The organism is Vibrio sp. 14N.309.X.WAT.E.F5 (assembly GCF_030397615.1).
GTDB classification, from domain to species: domain Bacteria; phylum Pseudomonadota; class Gammaproteobacteria; order Enterobacterales; family Vibrionaceae; genus Vibrio; species Vibrio lentus.
In genome coordinates, this window is record NZ_JAPNXR010000006.1 from 212,105 (window position 1) to 232,680 (window position 20,576).

The following is a 20,576-nucleotide window of genomic DNA, read 5'->3' on the forward strand; positions in this document are numbered from 1 at the left end:
ATGAATATAATCGTTTGCTTTCGAATCACTAGCGTACAACTATTTGCACAAACCCAATGACTATCTAGCCAAATCCAAAAGCTATTTATCTCACCCAAATATAATTTATACGGCTTTAAGGCTGATCTACTCTAATCAACCATAGAAAAGTTAATCGCTTCCGGTCTTGCTTTTCCCGTCCAGAACATTTTCGCAGCCACATTTTCAGCCAATTCAAGGTAGTGACGAGTGTGTTCGCTGTCCGGACGACGTATAACGGTTGGGCAGCCCGCATCGATGTCTTCTCGCACATCAATATGCAGTGGAATCTGCGCTAAAATATCAAGGAAGAACTCTTCCGACATAGCTTCCGCGCCACCAGCACCGAAGATATGTTCTTTCTCACCACAGTGACTACAAATATGGTAACTCATGTTTTCCACTAAGCCTGCAACTGGCACGCTCACTTTATCGAACATCGCCACGCCTTTACGAGCATCGGCTAAAGCCAAATCTTGAGGTGTTGTCACGACTACCGCGCCCGTTACTGGGATCTGCTGCGAAAGCGTTAGCTGAATATCACCTGTGCCCGGTGGCATGTCGATAACAAGGTAATCCAGTTCTGGCCAGACGGTTTCATTCACAAGCTGACCTAATGCTTTCGCTGCCATTGGACCACGCCAGATAGCTGCATCATCTTTTGATACAAGGTAACCGATAGAATGAGTAAAAATGCCATGAGCTTCGATTGGCATCATCCATTTGTTATTCTGTACTTCTGGTTTTGCGTCTAGTTGACCAAGCATCATCGGCACAGACGGACCATAGATATCCGCATCCAACAAGCCCACTTTTGAACCTGACTTAGATAACGCAAGCGCAAGGTTTACTGAAGTTGTGGATTTACCCACCCCACCCTTTGCCGACGTCACGGCGATAATGTTCTTAACGCCCTTCAAAGGTGTCGCGACTGTTGTTTCTAACGCAGATGGCTTCACCTTCACTTCAAATTGGAAAGCACTCACTAGTTGCTGTTCAATTTGAGAGTGGATCCACTGTTCCAGTTCAACCGCGAGCTGATTGGCAGCAAAAGGCAAGGTAATAACAAATGATCCACGCGGATCAACCGATACAATATTTTGGTGTAGCGCCCACTCTGGTATGAGGATTGGTGACTCGAACTCATTCAACCATGAACAGAAATCTTGCTTAGAAGTAAAGTTACGCATTGGGGCTCCTTTTTTTATTTATGCTATCACCCACGAGATGAAGACTGAACCCCTAAAAAACTAGGGGAATCCTTTGTCTGATACCTTGGCGTATCACACGTTATAAAGTAGTATTACCTCTCAAAATTTATACCTATCAAAAAAGCGAATTATTAAGTATGGCAACTGATCCAAGACAACTTTTGGTAACTTGTGCGCTTCCGTACGCTAACGGCTCTATTCACCTTGGCCATATGCTTGAGCATATCCAAGCTGATATCTGGGTTCGATACCAGCGTCTACGTGGCAACACTGTAAACTTCATCTGTGCTGACGATGCTCACGGCACGCCAATTATGCTTAAAGCTCAACAGATGGGTATCACACCAGAAGAGATGATCGCTGCTGTTAGTGAAGAGCATCAAAAAGACTTCGCTGGCTTTGATATCAGCTTTGATAACTACCACAGCACACATAGTGAAGAGAACCGTGAACTGGCTTCTCATATCTACCTTGAGCTTAAAAAGAACGGTTTCATCTCTAGCCGTACTATTTCTCAGCTTTTCGATCCTGAGAAAGAGATGTTTCTTCCAGACCGTTTTGTAAAAGGTACTTGCCCTAAGTGTAAGTCAGAAGAGCAATACGGTGATAACTGTGATAACTGTGGTGAGACATACAGCCCAACTGAACTGATTAATCCAAAATCAGCAGTTTCTGGCGCAACTCCAGTAATGAAAGACTCTGAGCACTTCTTCTTCGACCTACCTCAGTTCGAAAGCATGCTAAAAGAGTGGACTCGTTCTGGCTCTCTACAGAATGAAACTGCAAACAAAATGCAGGAATGGTTTGAGTCTGGCCTGCAACAGTGGGATATCTCACGTGATGCGCCTTACTTCGGCTTCGAAATCCCAGGCGAAAAAGACAAGTTCTTCTACGTATGGCTAGATGCGCCAGTTGGCTACATGGCTTCTTTCAAGAACCTATGTGACAAGCGTGACGATCTAAACTTCGACGAGTACTGGAAGAAAGATAGCACAACTGAGCTTTACCACTTCATCGGTAAAGACATTGTGTACTTCCACTCTCTATTCTGGCCTGCAATGCTAGAAGGTTCTGGTTTCCGTAAGCCAAACAACGTATTCGTACACGGCTACGTAACCGTAAACGGCGCTAAGATGTCTAAGTCGAAAGGCACATTCATCAAAGCAAGCACGTACCTAAACCACCTAGATCCTGAGTGTCTACGTTACTACTACGCTGCTAAGCTAAACAGCCGTATCGATGATTTAGACCTTAACCTTGAAGACTTCACTCAACGTGTAAACGCTGACGTAGTAAACAAGATTGTTAACTTGGCTTCTCGTAACGCAGGCTTCATCACTAAGCGTTTCGAAGGCAAGCTTTCTGCTGAATTTGCAGAGCCAGAGCTTTATAACGAATTCGTAGCAGCAGCTGAGCGTATCGGTCAACTGTACGAAACTCGTGAGTTTAGCCGCGCTATTCGTGAAGTAACGGCACTAGCAGACAAAGCTAACCAATACATCGACGAAAAAGCACCTTGGGTTCTTGCAAAAGAAGAAGGTAAAGAGAAAGAGCTTCAAGAAGTCTCTTCTGTAGGTATTAACCTATTCCGCGTACTGATGGCTTACCTGAAACCCGTAATGCCAGAGCTAGCCGCTCGCACTGAAGCTTTCCTAAACGAAGAGCTAACGTGGGAAGCGATTGCTACTCCGCTAACTGATCACGAAATCACTAAGTTCAAGGCGTTGTTTAGCCGTATTGATCCGAAGAAAGTAGAAGCAATGATCGAGTCTTCTAAAGAAGATGCAGCCGCTGAAGCAGCAGCAAAAGAAAAAGCAGAAGCGGAAAAAGAACAAGCAAGCCAAACTGAACTAGACAAAGAGCCAATCGCAGATGAGATTGAGTTCGATGCCTTTGCAGCAGTCGATATGCGTATTGCTCGTATCATCTCTTGTGAAGAAGTACCAAAAGCGAACAAACTACTGAAATTCCAATTGGACATCGGTGGTGAGACTCGCCAAGTATTCTCTGGTATCAAGTCAGCGTACAAACCTGAAGAGCTAGAAGGTAAGTTAACGGTAATGGTAGCAAACCTTAAACCTCGTAAGATGAAGTTTGGTATGTCTGAAGGCATGATCCTAGCTGCTGGCCCTGGTGGCAGTGACTTATGGATCCTTGAACCACACGAAGGTGCTCAACCAGGTATGCGCGTAATGTAATGCCGGTTTAGCCACTTAAAAATCCCCATAACAGCCATGTTATGGGGATTTTTTATATCTATGGAAAACAAGCGTTCTCTGTTAGAGTCGCCCTCAACTATGCTATGTAGAGTAAAATGTGCTTTATCAAATCCAATATATTTGATTGGAGCCATATTCACTCCCAGATACCTTTTTAGGACTACCCTGTGACTAACAATGAAATCTTGCGTCGTATTCAACACGCACTAAACCTTAAAAATGCACAAATCATCAAAGCTATTGAACAAGCTGACGTTACCGTTGCTCACGATAAAGTGATTAACTGGCTGAAAGAAGATAACGACAAGTCATGCGCAACGATGAAAGACAAAGAGTTAGCGGTATTCCTAAATGGTTTCATCAACCTGAAGCGTGGCAAGAAAGAAGGTGAGCAGCCAAAACCTGAAGTTGCACTAACGAACAACATGATTTTCATGAAGCTGCGCATCGCGCTAAACATGAAAGCTGAAGATGTGCTTGATGTACTAGAAGTTGTTGGTGTGAGCTTAAGTAAATACGAGATCGGTGCTTACTTCCGCAAGCCAGAAAATAAGAACTACAAAGTGTGTGAAGACCAATTACTTTGTGATTACTTAAATGGTGTTCAGTTTACTAACCGCCCAGACTCAGAAGAGTTTGCAGGGTAAGTGACTGCCTATTGATAAGTTGTCACTAACTATCAATAAATAAAAAGCGGCGAGATAATTTGATTATCTCGCCGCTTTTTGTTTTCTTTACGTCGTTTACTTAACAAGCAAACTTAACAGTACTTTGATGAAAAGACTTAGCTGTCATCTTCAGTAAAGTTTGTTGGTAACGTTGTTTTCATCTCGTTCCAAATCTGTGCGCTTGCGATACCGTAATTACGAATCACAAGTGGTAGGTTTTCACGCTCACCACTTTCACAAATAACAAACAAGTTTCTGTAGAACTCCATGGCTAAACGACGAGCTTCTGGGTTAGAGAAGTAGTAGCTGCCAACACGATCGTACAATTTACGAACACCGTTAAAAATCAGTCCGTAGATTTGGTTACCTGAATGGAATGCTAAACGTTGGAAAAGCATGTAATCGTAGAAGTTAAACGTTTTAGCAATTAAGATCGTTTGACGCTTCGCTTCATCTTTTTCTACGTCTTCTTTCACTGACTGTTTTATCTTGTCAGCATACGGAGAAGACTCTAGGAATTCATCCCATGTCGGTGCCGCAAGTAAAGCTTCACAAGATTCAATCACGTTAGTAATCGTACGCTCAGACGCTTCTTTATTTGCTTTGAATGCATAACGCATAAAGATAGGACTGATATTGGTACGTGCAGCAAGTAAGTCTTCTACCATTTTACTTGCGTTATCAACATCCAACGTCATTAACGTATCAAGAATATGAAGACCCGAGGTCTCCATAAACTGGTTAACTTTAGTTGGCTTGCCGTGTTGGATCGTCAACCAACCATCACGAGCAAGACGTTGTAGTACTTCACGAAGCGTAGTACGTGTAACACCAATCAGTTCAGAAAGCTCACGCTCTGCGGGCAAGATAGAACCTGGAGGGAAACGGCCATTCCAAATACTTTCAATGATATACTTTTCTGCAAATCCTGCCGGGCTCTTCGCCTTAATGACCATCTACACTTCAATCCAATTTAATTATTATGTTCTAATTTACTCATCATACCACTAGTCTTACCTAGCTGAAATACCCCCAAAAACTTTACTCACCCAAATATAACAATAGAGCTAAAGCTCTAAAGTTAAGCACACGTTTACACTTAGAGTTTGGAAAGCAAGTGACTATAAATCACCATTACAACAACTTATTAACACAACAAAAACCGTTAAAAATCAATGGCATTGGTCATATTTACAAGGTAATTAAAATGCAATATTAAGTTGTAATAATCACACATAAACAGTCTTTATTATGTTGATTTCAATCATTTCACTGAAATATTGATTCTAGTCGGTTTTTATCACATTTTAAGTGGTATGCTTGCGCTACTTTGATCGCGTTTCTCAACAAAAAAGAGGTATTTTTAGTGCTACAGGGCTTTTCCTGTTGACTAAATGTTATCTAAGAGTAGAGTTGCGCTCAAAAATAAGCAGTGCTTGAGTTTCTAAGGGAGTGACTTGGCAAGACCACAGAACATTACATGGAATGTAGTTTTTCTAAGTCACTGTTAGTTATAGTTTTTAATCAATTTTATAGCTCGATTCTCAAAATGTTGTATTGCTTGTCTATTCATAATCAACATAAAAGAGTATTAACATGCCGATGTCTCTCGGAAACGCTTTTATCAAGAACTTCCTTGGTAAAGCTCCTGATTGGTATAAACTTGCCATCATTTCCTTTTTAATCATCAACCCGTTTGTTTTTTTCCTAGTTGACCCATTTGTTGCGGGCTGGCTGTTAGTGGTTGAGTTTATTTTCACTCTAGCTATGGCTCTCAAATGCTACCCTCTTCAACCGGGTGGTCTATTAGCTATTCAAGCAGTCGCCATTGGCATGACCAAACCAGAAATGGTTTATCACGAACTGCAAGCAAACCTTCCTGTATTACTCTTGCTCGTATTCATGGTTGCTGGCATTTACTTCATGAAAGAACTGCTTTTGTTCATTTTCACAAAGATCTTGCTTGGCATCCAATCTAAAGTCTTACTCTCTGTTGCTTTCTGTGTTGCTGCTGCTTTCTTATCAGCATTCCTAGACGCACTAACAGTAATCGCCGTAGTTATTAGCGTTGCGGTCGGCTTCTACTCTATTTATCACAAGGTTGCATCAGGCAAAGGTACAACGTCTGCGCACGATCATACGCATGATGAAGAGATCTCTGAGCTAACTCGTGATGACTTAGAAAACTACCGTGCTTTCCTACGTTCATTGCTTATGCACGCCGGTGTTGGTACAGCACTGGGTGGTGTAATGACCATGGTAGGTGAACCACAAAACTTGGTAATTGCTAAACAAGCAGGTTGGGAGTTCGGTGAATTTATCATCCGAATGCTGCCTGTAACGCTGCCTGTTTTCTTCTGCGGTATTTTAACTTGTGCACTTGTCGAGAAATTCAAAGTATTTGGCTACGGTGCAGAACTGCCAAATAACGTTCGCCAAATCTTAGTTGAATTTGACAACAAAGAACGCGCAAACCGTACAAAACAAGACGTAGCAAAACTATGGGTTCAGAGTGCAATCGCTGTTTGGCTTATTGTTGGCCTTGCGCTTCACGTCGCTGAAGTCGGTTTGATTGGCCTTTCAGTTATCATCTTAGCAACGGCATTTACTGGTGTAATTGAAGAGCACTCGATGGGTAAAGCCTTTGAAGAAGCGCTACCATTTACTGCCCTTCTTGCTGTCTTTTTCGCAGTCGTTGCAGTAATCATCGACCAGGGACTATTTAAGCCAGTGATCGACGCCGTACTTCACGTTGAAGATAAAGGCGCACAGCTCGCACTCTTCTACGTAGCCAACGGTATCTTATCGATGGTTTCAGATAACGTGTTCGTAGGTACGGTTTACATCAACGAAGTGAAAACTGCACTGGTTGAAGGCATCATCACTCGTGACCAATTTGACCTACTTGCTGTTGCTATCAACACAGGTACTAACCTACCTTCTGTTGCTACGCCAAACGGCCAAGCTGCATTCCTATTCTTATTAACATCAGCACTTGCCCCGTTAATTCGACTGTCTTACGGCCGCATGGTTATCATGGCTTTGCCATACACTATCGTACTGGCTCTTGTTGGCCTTGCTGGTATCGTGTTCTTTGTTGAACCGATGACAGCCTGGTTCTACGATGCAGGTTGGATCATGCAGCGCACAGGTGAAGTCGTTGCTCCAGTGGTTTCTGGTGGTCACTAATCTGATTTTGTGTTGCGAAACACAATAAGTGTATCTAACTAATCAAAAATATTAGTTGATTAGGAAACTTATCCAAGATAAAAAGCTCTGAGTATTCAGAGCTTTTTTATTTTATAGACGGGATTAAATTCGTGAACTTTTTTGCAATGCTCAAAGACTTCTCTAAGGGACGTTTATCTTGGCTTTTACTGCTGGCTTTCATACTATTTTTTGAAGCGTGTGCCCTTTTCTTCCAGCACGTAATGATGCTTGGCCCTTGCGTGATGTGTATCTACGAGCGCGTTGCCATGCTTGCTATCGGTGTCGCGGCAATGATTGGCGCTATAGCTCCAAATAACCCGATATCACGTTGGCTAGGTCTTGCTGGTTGGGGGGTTGGCGCGTACAAGGGTTTGACGCTGGCTTTAGAGCACGTCGATTACCAGTTCAACCCGTCTCCTTTTGCAACCTGTGACTTATTCGTGACCTTCCCTAGTTGGGCGCCACTAAACAAATGGGTTCCGTGGATGTTTGAAGCTTACGGAGACTGCAGCAAGGTTGTGTGGCAGTTCTTAGAGCTTTCTATGCCTCAATGGCTAGTGATTATCTTCGCGGGTAACTTGGTTGCTTTCGGCTTTGTTGTTGTGTCTCAATTCGTTAAATCAAAGAATGACTAACAATTAGCTCATCATGTTCAGACACGAAAAAGTCGACCAATAGGTCGACTTTTTATTGCTTAAGCTTTTATCAATTAAAGAGAATCTGATGCTCAATCTATCAACAAGTCTCGATTAGCTGTTTTTACCGCAACATTGCTTGAATTTCTTGCCACTTTCACACGGACATAAATCGTTTCGACCAATGTCTTTAAATGGGTTCACGCTTTGTGACTTATTACCCAACATGGCTTCATCTGCCGCAAGTGCCACTTCAGAAATCATCAAATCAATCTGACCAACCAAGTCAGCAAGCGATGGCGGATTCTGAAGGCCAGCAGCGACCATTTGTTGTTGGGTTTGTTCTTCGTCGATCGCCAGCATCAATGTAGTTAGCAGCGCTTGTAGCATACGCAGCGTACCATCCGCCACGGTCACACTTTGCCACTGCTCTTCAATCGTAGGCCAAACCATCATAAAGCCTTCCGCGAAATCAGCGAATTGCTCATTAAAGTCACCTTCCGCAAACACATCGGCTAGTAAGTATTCACTACGCTGAATCAGGTTGTGCTGACGGTTAATTTGTTCCGTTACGATTGTTACCAGCTCTTTGCCCGCTTCAGGCGCGACGATAGCCAGCCATTCTTCAGGATCTAATGGCTTAGTCGCTAGATTAGATGCAAGGATCGCACCTTCAATAAACTGCGGTGTAATGTCTGTAACTTGTTCTGGTAGGCTTAATAATTGATATGTCATGAAAGCTCGAGTGTTTTAAATCATTTTGTCCATTATAGCGTTATCAGGCCCAGCATGTCGCCACTAACCGCTCAAGTAAACATGACAACAGGAGCCCCACTCTCGTAGTGACAATCCTGTGAGCAAGCCGTACAATCACGCCTCTTAATTTTTGGTCCACTCAGTTTCGGTAAAAAACAGCATGCGAGTAATACTTGGCCCTATGGAGGGCGTCCTTGATCATCTAATGCGCGAAATTCTTACAGAGATTAATGACTATGATCTCTGTGTCACTGAATTCGTGCGTATTGTTGATCAACTTCTTCCCCCGCATGTTTTCCACCGTATTTGCCCTGAATTACACCAAGGCTCTCAAACCATGGCAGGTGTACCTATTCACCTCCAACTTCTTGGACAGCACCCAAATTGGATGGCTGAGAATGCCTTCCAAGCGGCCAGCTTAGGCGCTAAAGGCATCGATATTAACTTTGGGTGCCCTGCGAAAGCGGTGAATAAAAGCAATGGTGGAGCGTCCCTGCTCAAAGAACCTGAGCTCATCTATCAAGTGGTGAAAGCTTGCCGAGAAGCGGTCCCTGCGCACATTCCCGTGTCTGCAAAAATTCGATTAGGTTGGGAACACCCTGAAGAATGCTTTGAAATTGTCGACGCGATCGAGCAAGCAAAAGCTGACGAACTTACCGTGCATGCGCGAACCAAAGTTGGCGGCTACAAAGCCAGCGAAATCAAATGGGATTACATCAACCAAATAAGAGAGAAGACCTCTCTGCCGTTGATTGCGAATGGGGAAATTTGGAACTATCAAGATGGCCAAGATTGTACTGAGGCAACGGGTGTCGATTCATTAATGGTCTGCCGCGGCGCTTTTAATATTCCAAACCTTGGTAATGTCGTTAAGCACAACCACCAGAAAATGCCGTGGGATAGAGTGATCGCACTCTTACTGCGCTATTCAGAGTTTCAAATTAAAGGGGATAAAGGCATGTACTACCCCAATAGAGTGAAACAATGGTTTGTCTATTTAAGTAAAGGCTACCCTGAAGCGAACGAACTGTTTAAAGAAATTCGTACTTTCAAGAAAGCGCCGCCTATCGTAGAGCGCCTACAACGCTATCAAGAAGAGCATTTCCACTCAGCTTAATATGTATTAGCCAGGGAGAGTCATCAGCCCCTCTCCTCCTTTAAAGCGCAAGATTTCAGTAACATGGTTAAAACTCGATTCGGTCTTTACCGGTCGTCTTAGCCACGTACAGTTTTTCATCGGCGTACTTAAATATCTCTTCAAAGTTGAGTTTGCTTTGCTCCGTTTCAACAATGCACACGCCGCCAGATACCGTGAAGCCATTAGGGATGATATCCTCAGATTTAGAGCAAACCGCACTTTTTACACGCTGCAATGTTCTGATTAATGTTTCTCGATCATCCCCTTTCAGGTAGACAACGAACTCTTCACCACCAAATCTCGCTGCAACATCACTACTTCGAATGCTATTACTTATCTGGCGCGACATATAACGGATGACATCGTCGCCTTTATCATGGCCGAAGGTGTCATTAATCGACTTGAAATCATCGATATCAAATACCGTTAAAGCGAACAACTGATCATGCTCTACGCTGCGCCAAAACGCTTCTAAACCGCGCCGATTCAGTAGCCCCGTCATTGGGTCTTTAGCAGCAAGATCTTTGAAATAACCGCGTTCAATATTGGAATTAACGTAAAAAAAGATGGTTACAGAGAATAGATACACAATGATAGCGACAATAAGGCTGTCTTTTTCATAAACGAAAAAGTGTCGGGCCTCATCAATCAAATTCAATTCGTAGTACATAGCATGATGAGATGCTACACCCTCTAGCTCAATTTTATGATAGAAAGCGGCGGAATCTCTTGGGCTAGTTAAGGTAGTATCAATAATATCGATTCGACCGGCTAAGTGTTCATTAGCAATAGCAAGTAGTTTCCCAGCATCAATATCAACCGATAACATCCCTTGATGTTCGCCTTTATGAAAGACAGGTATCGTCATACTGATCATACGGTCAAGAGAATCAAACCGATATGCAGGACCAGATAAAGTCAACAGATCAGGGTTGTTGGCTGTTTTTTGCCAATATGGACGGCTTTTGATGGTCGAAAGTAATTCCTTTCCTAACCCTTTGGCAAAATCTTCCGGTGACGAAATAACGTACCCGCGTTTATCAATAAAGTGGACACCATCGTGGTATTCATCAAGTTGGGAGAGGAATGAAAGAATAGGTGCTAGAGCTATTTTCTCCGAAGCACTTTTATAGGTACTACTTGTTTCTGTACATAAAGACTCTTCACCGACCAGCATGTAGTCAATATCAACAGAAGGGATATCGGTAGTTTTGCCTTCGGCAAGAAGCAGGCTATCAATTGGCCAAATTTGGCAGAGGCCATCAACAACCTGTTTGTTGTGGTCAAGGAAAAGAGGGTTACCTGATTTGTAGTAGTTTGAGAAACTATAATCTAGCGCAGTAACGATCTTAGTCGTTCGTTTAAAAACTTCTTCGATACGTTGAAATTCATTGCTGATATCTTTCTCTACCGAGTCAAAATGGTTCTTTGCAATCAAGCTAAGTAACATCGCTGCGATCACAGCAGGGAAACCAAAAACAAAGGTAAGGCTAAAGTGCCTGTTAACTTTCATATCATGTGCTCTTAGCGCTTAGCTATTTTCATTTACCCCATTAATATTATGACATTAATTACCGACTCTCTCGATGTAAAATAATGTAAATTCATATTAACAGCATAGCTTACGGCCAAATAACCGATTCGGAGTGAACTAAATAACCACTTATAAAAGAACAAATTAGAGAAATACGACCATTATGTTGAGTTAATTTACTAATTTCTATCAACTGTTTTAATACTGTTAACAAGATTATTTATATGCAACCTATGTTCATCATTCTAGTTATTACTAACGGCTAACAATTGCACGATCGATCACAGACTGAGGAAGGGTTACGCCCAGTTCACGAGCCGCATCCAAATTGATGACAAGCTGTGAGCTCTTCGCTGTTTTCACATTCAACTTTCCGGGCTTTTGTCCCTCAAGTATTGCCGCTACATAATCAGCAGTTTGAACACCTACGTCATAATAATCTAGACCTAAACCTGCAATGGCGCCCTTCCCTACATAAGATGTTGCCCCTGCTACGACAGGAGTGCCCGATTGATTTGCTGCTTGGATTAGATCTTCAATACCACTTGCTACCGTGTTGTCGGTCAGCGCGTAGATAACATCTGATTTTTTAGCGATAGATTCAGCTTTTGATTCCACATCATCGATAGTCAGTGCTGTTGCGGTATAAAGTTTGAATCCATTCGCTCGCGCAGCTTTCTTCAATAACTTTATCAATGCCACCGCATTGGCTTCTGCAGGGTTGTAGACAACACCAATGGAACTCGCTTTGGGGAGCAGTTCTTTAATCAACAAAACGTGTTGTGACACAGGAGAGAGATCAGAAAGGCCGGTCACGTTTTTTCCGGGGCTGTTAAGTTGTTTGACAAGCCTTGCACCGATCGGGTCGGTCACAGCGGTAAATACAATTGGAATAGATCGGGTCGCGGAGACCAATGCTTGCGAGGTAGGCGTGGCTATACCAACTAATACGTGAGGATTTTCACTAGCCAACTCTCTTGCTATTTTTGCGGCTTGAGCTGGGCTCCCATCTGCCATCTCATAGGAAAACTCTAGATTTTTGCCGGGTTCATACCCTTTCGCTCTTAACCCTTCAAGAAGCCCCAAACGTGTCGCGTTCAGATCAGGATGGTCGACAACTTGTGAGACCGAGACTTTGGCGATATTTGCCATTGCGCTGCCAGTCCATAGCAACAAAAAACAACTGAAACCAACCGTTAATACTCTTCTTACAGAACCCATTAATATTCCCTTCATCAAGCTCTCGTTGTTATTGCTCGATCTAAAGAGACAACATCAAATTCACTATTGACACTTTTACCAGTAACCATTGATAAGTTGAAGTGATATTTAACAAAAACACAACAAGGCTCGAATTATGTGAGAAAAGGTAAGTTTGCTTGAGTTATTGGGTAAGCAATGAAGTGAATAACGAGAGATAAGTGAGATGAATAATAAAGATCAAACGGAACGAATCTGAGAACAAGCCAACATCGATGTATAGCTGTCCTCAGACGATAGGGAAAGGCCAGATATTCTTAGAACCAACGTTCCATTGAAGATTTATCTAACTGGCGGAAAGCGCGATTCAAAATGATCGCCAATTCTTTATAACGAGGGCGTGGCTTCATTGGTTCCAATGCAAAACCCGTTTCGCTGATCTTCTCATGCAACTCTCGATACCAAGAAACCAATGCTGGCGGCAATTGAGTGTTCGAACGGTTACCTAACCACCACATGCCTTGAAGTGGCAAGCTGATCGCAAACAACGCCATAACAACAGCCTGTGGCATTGCATGATAATTATTGAAGACCATTTGTGTAAGAATACTAATAGCGGCTATCGCTGGCATCACTTTCACACCAAAACGCGTGGCTTTAATGATGCGCTGTTCAGGGAAGATAGCGTTTAACTCTTTTCGAACAGGCCAGAGATCCATGTACTTTTGGCCATCTTTTAAACTGCTCGCTAAACCAACTCTATTACTCATATGAGTCTCCCATTAAAAAAAAGTTGAAATCATCAACTAAAAACACAAAAATTTGACGAAAAATAATATTCTTTCAAATTTTTTTGTTATATTTGCACAATATCGCTATTATTTGCAGACCTCAATCTCATTGTTGCCCTTATTTACAATTTAAGCAACTTTGGGACGACTTCTGCAAGGAATGCAAAAGCCTCTTTTTCTGAAAAAGTGCGCTTTCACTTTAATACGGAAATTAACGTTTTTTTGACCAAGGTTAGTACGCAAGCCTATGTGCTTCGACTATTCTTGAGATTAATTTTCATCCTTAACTGATTTCGATCAGAAAAATAAACAGGTAGTCATTAATGTCTAAGCTAGTTTTAGTTTTAAACTGTGGTAGTTCTTCTCTTAAATTTGCTGTTGTTGATGCAGAAACAGGTGCTGAGCACCTAACTGGTCTTGCTGAGTGTCTTGGTCTTCCAGAAGCTCGTATGAAGTGGAAACTTGACGGCAAGCATGAAGCACAACTAGGCGCGGGCGCAGCTCACGTAGAAGCACTATCTTTCATGGTAGAAACTATTCTTGCTTCTAAGCCTGAGCTTAAAGCTAACCTTGGCGCTATCGGTCACCGTATCGTTCACGGTGGCGAGCAGTTCACTAAATCAGCACTTATCACTGATGAAGTACTTAAGGGTATCCAAGACGCTGCAACTTTTGCACCTCTTCACAACCCTGCGCACCTTATCGGTATCGAAGCCGCTCAACAGAACTTCCCTGGTCTACAAAACGTTGCTGTTTTTGACACTGCGTTCCACCAAACAATGCCTTCTGAGTCTTACCTATACGCTCTACCGTACAACCTGTACAAAGAGCACGGCATCCGTCGTTACGGCATGCACGGTACTTCTCACCTGTTCATTACTCGTGAAGTAGCTGGTCTACTAAACAAGCCAGTTGAAGAAGTTAACATCATCAACTGTCACCTAGGTAACGGCGCATCTGTATGTGCTATCAAGAACGGTCAATCTGTAGATACTTCTATGGGTCTTACTCCTCTTGAAGGTCTAGTAATGGGTACTCGTTGTGGTGACCTAGATCCTGCGATCATCTTCCACCTACACGACGCTCTTGGTTACTCTGTTGAAGAAATCAACAACATGCTAACTAAAGAGTCTGGCCTAGCTGGTCTAACTGAAGTGACTTCTGACTGTCGTTTCGTTGAAGACAACTACGGTGAGAAAGAAGAAGCAACTCGTGCAATGGACGTGTTCTGTCACCGTCTAGCTAAGTACGTTGCTGGTTACACTGCAACTCTAGAAGGTCGTCTAGACGCAATCACTTTCACTGGCGGCATCGGCGAGAACTCTGGCCCAATCCGTGAAATGGTTCTTAACCGCCTAGGCATCTTCGGCATCGAAGTTGACGGTGAAGCTAACCTTAAAGCTCGTTTCGGCGGCGAAGGTACTATCACTACAGCTAACAGCCGTATCCCTGCAATGGTTATCTCTACTAATGAAGAGCTAGTAATTGCTGAAGACACTGCGAAACTAGCAGGTCTTTAATTGATTTTTCTGACTAGCTTCACTCGAAGCTAGTCAGTTTTTCATACTACGAAAATGGGGCTCAACTTCTATTCCTACCCCAATTTAAATGTCGGTAGGAACAGAAGTTGAGCTTTTTTTATTTCCAATAGTCAAAGGTGTTCGTCAATGTCCCGTACTATTATGCTTATCCCTACAAGCGCTGGTGTTGGTCTTACTAGTGTTAGCATGGGTGTTCTTCGCGCTATGGAGCGTAAGGGCGTAAGTGTTTCTTTCTACAAGCCAATCGCTCAACCTCGTAGCGGTGGTAACCAACCTGATTTAACGTCTACTATCATCAGCGCAAACAGCGACATTAAGATTGGTGAGCCAATCGCAATGACTAAAGCTGAAGCTTTGATCGGTAGCGAAAAAATGGACGAGCTTCTAGAGTCTGTTGTTGAGCAATACAACAAGATCAACAAAGACGCAGAAGTAACGCTTATCGAAGGTCTAGTACCTACTCGTAAGCACCCATTTGCTAACCAAGTGAACGCGGAAATCGCTAAAACACTAGGCGCAGAGATCGTATTCGTTGCGACTCCGGGTACATACAACCCTATTCAGCTTAAAGAGCACATCGAAGTAGCATGTTCTAACTTCGGCGGCACTAAAAACAAGAACATCTCAGGCGTTATTATTAACAAACTGAATGCACCTGTTGATGAAGCTGGCCGTACTCGCCCTGACCTTTCTGAAATCTTCGATGATGCAGATAGCGCTCAACAAGCAAACCTTGAAGTAATGCAAATCTTCAACTCTAGCCCTATCCGTGTTCTTGGCTGTGTGCCATGGAGCATCGACCTAATCGCAACTCGTGCGGTTGATATGGCTAAACACCTTAACGCTGAAATCGTTAACGAAGGTGAAATCTCAACTCGTCGTATTAAGAGCATCACTTTCTGTGCACGTTCTCTACCGCACATGATTGAGCACTTCAAACCAGGTTCACTGCTAGTAACTTCTGCAGACCGTCCTGACGTTATCGTTGCTGCGGCTCTTGCTGCGAAGAATGGTGTTGAAATTGGCGCAATCCTACTGACTGGCGGTTACGACATTCCAGAAAGCATTGCTAACCTTTGTGCGCCAGCATTCGCTTCAGGTCTACCGATCTTCAAGGCTCAAGGTAACACTTGGCAGACGTCTCTTAACCTACAGAGCTTCAACCTAGAAGTACCTGCAGACGATAAAGAGCGTATCGAGTTCGTTAACGATCACGTTGCTAGCCACATCGATGGCCCTTGGATTGATTCTCTATCTGAAGGTACTCAAGGCATTCGTCGTCTAAGCCCACCAGCATTCCGTTACCAGTTAACTGAATTTGCTCGTAAAGCGGCTAAGCGTATCGTTCTTCCTGAAGGTGATGAACCACGTACTGTTAAAGCAGCTTCTATCTGTGCTGAACGCGGTATCGCAACTTGTGTGCTTCTTGGTAACCCAGACGAAATCCGTCGCGTTGCTGCACAACAAGGTGTTGAGCTAGGCGCTGGCGTTGAGATCATCGATTCTGCATCTGTTCGCGAAAACTACGTAGCTCGTCTAGTAGAACTTCGTGGCGCTAAAGGTATGACTGAAGTTGTTGCTCGTGAGAAGCTAGAAGATTCAGTATTCCTAGGCACTATGATGCTTGAAGCTGGCGAAGTTGACGGCCTAGTTTCTGGTGCTGTTCACACAACGGCGAACACAATCGTTCCTCCGTTCCAGATCATCAAGACTGCACCTGATGCTTCTATCGTATCTTCAATCTTCTTCATGCTTCTGCCTGATCAAGTGCTTGTATACGGTGACTGTGCGATCAACCCTGATCCAACAGCTGAGCAACTTGCTGAAATCGCTATCCAATCTGCTGACTCTGCAGCGGCATTCGGTATCGACCCACGCGTTGCTATGATCTCTTACTCTACTGGTGAATCTGGTAAAGGCGCAGACGTAGATAAAGTACGTGAAGCAACCAAACTTGCTCAAGCGAAACGTCCTGATCTAGTGATCGACGGTCCTCTACAGTACGACGCTGCTATCATGGAAAACGTTGCTGCTTCTAAAGCACCAAACTCTCCAGTTGCAGGTAAAGCGACAGTATTCGTATTCCCAGACCTAAACACGGGTAACACGACTTACAAAGCGGTACAGCGTTCAGCAGACCTAGTGTCTATCGGTCCAATGCTTCAAGGTATGCGCAAGCCAGTAAATGACTTGTCTCGTGGCGCTCTAGTAGACGATATCGTTTACACTGTAGCTCTAACGGCTATCCAAGCAGACCAAGCAGCTCAAGCTGAAGAAAAAGTAATTAACTAATTTTTCTTTTGTAGAAAGCAAAAAACCCTAGATTCTTATCTAGGGTTTTTTTATGTCTAATGCTTAAGGTTATTTGATGATCTTAAGATTAATCTAGCCTCGCCCATGGGCTGATTCTAAATCTAGCACAGGTCCTTTCGGTACAACTTGGGTTGGGTTGATACCTGTGTGGCTGTAATAGTAGTGACGTTTGATGTGATAAAAATCGGTCGTCTCTTTAATGCCTTCGATCTGGTAGAGCTCTTTTAAGTAGCCCTGAATATGGACGTAGTCTGAAATTCGCTGCTTGTTACACTTAAAATGACCAACATACACTGCATCGAATCGAACCAGAGTGGTAAACAACCTCCAGTCTGCTTCTGTGATGTCATTACCCGCTAGATAACGATGTTCACTAAGATGTACATCTACTTTGTCTAACGCCTCAAATAACGCGTCATACGCTTCTTCATAAGCTTCTTGTGTGGTTGCAAAGCCAGTACGATAAACGCCGTTATTAATGCTTGGATAGATGTAGTCATTCCACTCATCAATCTTCTTGGACAACTCCCACGGATAGTAATCATCGGTATTGCCTGTTAGCTCATTAAATTCTGAGTTGAACATGCGGATAATTTCAGAGGACTCGTTACTTACGATGGTATTGGTTTTCTTGTCCCATAGCACTGGAACCGTTACTCGGCCTGAGTAGTCAGGTTTGGCTTGAGTGTAGATTTGGTGCATGCGAGTATGACCAAACAAAGGTTCAGGCAAACCCATTTGCCAGCCTTCGCTCATCATATCGGGGCAGACCACTGTCACGTCAATGTGATCGGCTAGGTCTTTTAGCTCTCGGAAGATAAGAGTACGGTGCGCCCAAGGACAAGCTAACGATACGTATAGGTGATAACGACCACTTTCTGGCTCAAACTGCGCACCAGCTTTGTTCTCGATCCAACGGCGAAAACCCGCATCTTCACGAACAAACTTACCACCGCTTTCTTTGGTGTCGTACCACACATCGTGCCAAACACCTTCAACTAACTTGCCCATATCCAAACCTCTCTCATCCAAAAATTTTTTATACCAATCACAGTAAGTAAATGTTCAGAAATAGCGCAGAGAAAAGGCTTGAGAACAAGGAAGAATTTTTCTGTTAGTAGTTATTCTACAATCAAAAATTCTAACGCCGTTATTGAGCGTTTTAACAAGCTAGGATGAGCAGTTATTTACTACGATTGGTATTAGTATAAGAAAAGCCCACTTTTTCAAAACTAGAAGAAGTTGGCTTAGTTGTTCAAATTATTTGAAGAAGGTTGTTTTAGAGGAATCTTGGACACAAAAAAAGCGCAACTCATAAAAAAGTTGCGCTTAAGCCTGTCACAGGCTGAACCGTTTTAAATGGGTTCTAGACTTGTACGTGCAAGCAAGATACTGCGTGTACGTCATCGCCTTGAATGGTTGGCTTGGTTTGCGCGCAGGCCTCGGTTGCTTCAGGGCAACGAGTACGGAACACACAACCTGATGGTGGATTAATTGGTGATGGGAGATCACCCTCCAGCATCTGAATCGTTTTGCTGCGCTCTAAGCGTGGGTCTGGAATCGGAACTGCAGACATCAGTGCTTTGGTATATGGGTGTTTAGGGTCTGAGAACAAGGCATCTGATTCCCCTAGCTCAACAGCATTACCTAAGTACATCACCAATACACGGTCAGAGATGTGTTTCACAACCGACAAATCGTGCGCGATGAATACCAAAGACAAACCTAACTCTTTCTGTAGTTCCATAAGAAGGTTTACTACTTGAGCTTGGATAGAGACATCCAGAGCAGAAACTGGCTCATCACAAATGATCATCTTAGGCTTCAAGATAAGTGCACGTGCGATACCGATACGTTGACACTGACCACCAGAGAATTCATGTGGGTAGCGGTTAATTACGTTGGGTAGAAGACCAACCTTTGCCATCATCTCTTTAACTCTGTCTTTCACTTCCTGTTTAGAAAGCTCTGGATAGAAAGTTTGTAGAGGCTCAGCAATGATGTCTCCAACTGACATACGCGGGTTAAGCGATGCTAGCGGATCTTGGAAGATCATCTGAATCTCTTTACGAGTCTCACGACGCTTCACTTCCTGCATCTTGGTCAGGTCTTGACCTAACCACATAACCTCGCCTTCCGTTGCCTCAACTAAGCCAATAATTGCGCGCGCAAATGTTGATTTACCACAGCCAGACTCACCAACTACACCCAGAGTCTCACCTTCATAAAGGTGAACATCCACACCATCAACCGCTTTAAGATTTGATGGTTTCGCCCAAGGCCAAGCAGACTTAGCCGCAATGCTAAAGTGAACCTTAAGGTTTTTAATATCTAATAGTAATTCTTTACTCATTTTGTCCAAGTCTCCCAATCAGAAAAACAAGCACGCTGACGATCTTTAGCAAATGGCTGCAAAATAGGTGCTTCTTGCTTACAACGGTCCATTACACGGTGACAACGGTCTTGATAAGGACAACCGGTTGGTAGGCGAAGTAAGTTGGGTGGGTTACCTGGAATCGTCGGTAGAATTTCACCTTCGGTATCCAAACGAGGAATCGCTTTAAGCAAGCCTTCCGCATAAGGGTGGCTTGGCTCATAGAAGATTTCATCTACTGTGCCGTATTCCATGGTACGGCCAGCGTACATCACTAGAACTTTGTCACAAGAACCCGCAACCACACCCAAATCATGGGTGATCATGATGATTGCTGTATTGAACTCATCTTTAAGCTCGTTCAGCAATTCCATGATTTGCGCTTGAATGGTTACATCCAGTGCCGTTGTTGGCTCATCAGCGATAAGCAATTTAGGACGACATAGCAAAGCCATTGCAATCATTACACGCTGGCGCATACCGCCAGAAAATTCGTGTGGATACATAGTAATACGTTTACGTGCCTCAGGGATTTTAACCGCTTCCAGCATACGTACTGACTCTTCGAACGCTTCCGCTTTGCCCATGCCTTTATGCAGCATAAGTACTTCCATCAACTGATCACTTACTTTCATGTAAGGATTCAGTGACGTCATTGGATCTTGGAAGATCATCGCGATCTGTTCAGCGCGAACTTTGTTCAGTGCTTTCTCAGGTAGATTGAGAATCTCATTACCTTCAAACTTTGCACTGCCTGAGATGATGCCGTTTTTAGCCAGCAGTCCCATCAGTGCAAATACCGTTTGAGATTTACCCGAACCCGACTCACCAACAATACCCAGCGTTTCGCCTTGGTTGAGTGAGAAGTTCAGGTCGTTTACTGCGGTTACGGTACCATCTTGCGTGGTAAATTCGACGCGCAGATCTTTGACATCTAATAAGCTCATTATTGCTTCCTTAATCTTTTA

General features: G+C 43.5%; 16 protein-coding genes. 7 read left to right on the top strand and 9 right to left on the bottom strand.

Translation table 11 applies throughout. From position 1 onward, the window contains the following. Window positions 1-131 precede the first annotated feature (131 nt). Complete coding sequence (apbC, locus tag OW495_RS09665) at window positions 132-1,208, bottom strand: iron-sulfur cluster carrier protein ApbC (protein ID WP_076668979.1); 1,077 nt, start codon at window positions 1,206-1,208, stop codon at window positions 132-134. Window positions 1,209-1,366: 158 nt separating this feature from the next. On the opposite strand from apbC, the gene metG reads away from it, so the two are divergent. Further along, complete coding sequence (gene metG / locus OW495_RS09670; RefSeq protein WP_289886219.1) at window positions 1,367-3,427, top strand: methionine--tRNA ligase; 2,061 nt, start codon at window positions 1,367-1,369, stop codon at window positions 3,425-3,427. A gap of 188 nt (window positions 3,428-3,615) precedes the next feature. Further along, the gene (locus OW495_RS09675; protein ID WP_017107299.1) at window positions 3,616-4,095 is read left to right on the top strand and encodes a DUF1456 family protein; all 480 of its coding nucleotides are present in this window, start codon (window positions 3,616-3,618) and stop codon (window positions 4,093-4,095) included. Window positions 4,096-4,232: 137 nt separating this feature from the next. Here the strand turns inward: OW495_RS09675 and fadR are convergent, their stop codons facing one another. Next, on the bottom strand, window positions 4,233-5,072 hold the full coding sequence (gene fadR / locus OW495_RS09680; RefSeq protein WP_076668981.1) for a fatty acid metabolism transcriptional regulator FadR: 840 nt from the start codon (window positions 5,070-5,072) through the stop codon (window positions 4,233-4,235). Between the two features lie 640 nt (window positions 5,073-5,712). Between fadR and nhaB the strand changes: the two genes are divergently transcribed. Both nhaB and dsbB read left to right on the top strand, forming a co-directional pair. Continuing rightward, complete coding sequence (gene nhaB, locus OW495_RS09685; RefSeq protein ID WP_102514396.1) at window positions 5,713-7,305, top strand: Na(+)/H(+) antiporter NhaB; 1,593 nt, start codon at window positions 5,713-5,715, stop codon at window positions 7,303-7,305. A 131-nt stretch (window positions 7,306-7,436) separates the two neighbouring features. After that, window positions 7,437-7,961 (top strand): disulfide bond formation protein DsbB, encoded by a 525-nt coding sequence (dsbB, locus tag OW495_RS09690; RefSeq protein WP_198599811.1) that lies wholly within the window; start codon window positions 7,437-7,439, stop codon window positions 7,959-7,961. Window positions 7,962-8,075: 114 nt separating this feature from the next. Here dsbB and OW495_RS09695 read toward each other — a convergent pair whose 3' ends face one another. Then, complete coding sequence (locus tag OW495_RS09695) at window positions 8,076-8,696, bottom strand: SEC-C metal-binding domain-containing protein (protein WP_017111100.1); 621 nt, start codon at window positions 8,694-8,696, stop codon at window positions 8,076-8,078. A 181-nt stretch (window positions 8,697-8,877) separates the two neighbouring features. On the opposite strand from OW495_RS09695, the gene dusC reads away from it, so the two are divergent. Continuing rightward, window positions 8,878-9,834, top strand: a complete 957-nt coding sequence (dusC, locus tag OW495_RS09700; protein ID WP_102278177.1) for a tRNA dihydrouridine(16) synthase DusC — start codon at window positions 8,878-8,880, stop codon at window positions 9,832-9,834. 67 nt (window positions 9,835-9,901) lie between these two features. Here the strand turns inward: dusC and OW495_RS09705 are convergent, their stop codons facing one another. From OW495_RS09705 to yfbV, 3 genes are all read right to left on the bottom strand, one after another. Then, window positions 9,902-11,368 carry a sensor domain-containing diguanylate cyclase gene (locus OW495_RS09705; protein ID WP_017111101.1) on the bottom strand — a complete coding sequence of 489 codons (1,467 nt, stop codon included), beginning with the start codon at window positions 11,366-11,368 and terminating at the stop codon, window positions 9,902-9,904. A gap of 276 nt (window positions 11,369-11,644) precedes the next feature. Next, window positions 11,645-12,610: an ABC transporter substrate-binding protein gene (locus OW495_RS09710; RefSeq protein WP_102514398.1), complete on the bottom strand. Its 966-nt coding sequence runs from the start codon at window positions 12,608-12,610 to the stop codon at window positions 11,645-11,647. Between the two features lie 296 nt (window positions 12,611-12,906). Beyond that, window positions 12,907-13,359: a terminus macrodomain insulation protein YfbV gene (gene yfbV, locus OW495_RS09715; protein ID WP_017084030.1), complete on the bottom strand. Its 453-nt coding sequence runs from the start codon at window positions 13,357-13,359 to the stop codon at window positions 12,907-12,909. Between the two features lie 344 nt (window positions 13,360-13,703). Here yfbV and OW495_RS09720 point away from each other — a divergent pair, with 344 nt between their 5' ends. Together OW495_RS09720 and pta are read left to right on the top strand one after the other, a co-directional pair. Continuing rightward, a complete protein-coding gene (locus OW495_RS09720; RefSeq protein WP_102514399.1) occupies window positions 13,704-14,900 on the top strand; it encodes an acetate kinase in 1,197 nt (398 codons plus the stop codon). Between the two features lie 147 nt (window positions 14,901-15,047). Beyond that, window positions 15,048-17,213, top strand: a complete 2,166-nt coding sequence (pta, locus tag OW495_RS09725) for a phosphate acetyltransferase (protein WP_017088569.1) — start codon at window positions 15,048-15,050, stop codon at window positions 17,211-17,213. Between the two features lie 93 nt (window positions 17,214-17,306). Here pta and OW495_RS09730 read toward each other — a convergent pair whose 3' ends face one another. The 3 genes from OW495_RS09730 to OW495_RS09740 form a co-directional block, all read right to left on the bottom strand. Further along, on the bottom strand, window positions 17,307-18,245 hold the full coding sequence (locus tag OW495_RS09730) for a glutathione S-transferase family protein (RefSeq protein ID WP_102514401.1): 939 nt from the start codon (window positions 18,243-18,245) through the stop codon (window positions 17,307-17,309). Between the two features lie 355 nt (window positions 18,246-18,600). Continuing rightward, on the bottom strand, window positions 18,601-19,587 hold the full coding sequence (gene oppF / locus OW495_RS09735; protein ID WP_004734019.1) for a murein tripeptide/oligopeptide ABC transporter ATP binding protein OppF: 987 nt from the start codon (window positions 19,585-19,587) through the stop codon (window positions 18,601-18,603). Further along, window positions 19,584-20,555, bottom strand: coding sequence for an ABC transporter ATP-binding protein (locus OW495_RS09740; protein ID WP_004734020.1), 972 nt, complete (start codon window positions 20,553-20,555; stop codon window positions 19,584-19,586). The genes oppF and OW495_RS09740 overlap by 4 nt, the downstream gene beginning before the upstream one ends. Window positions 20,556-20,576 lie beyond the last annotated feature (21 nt).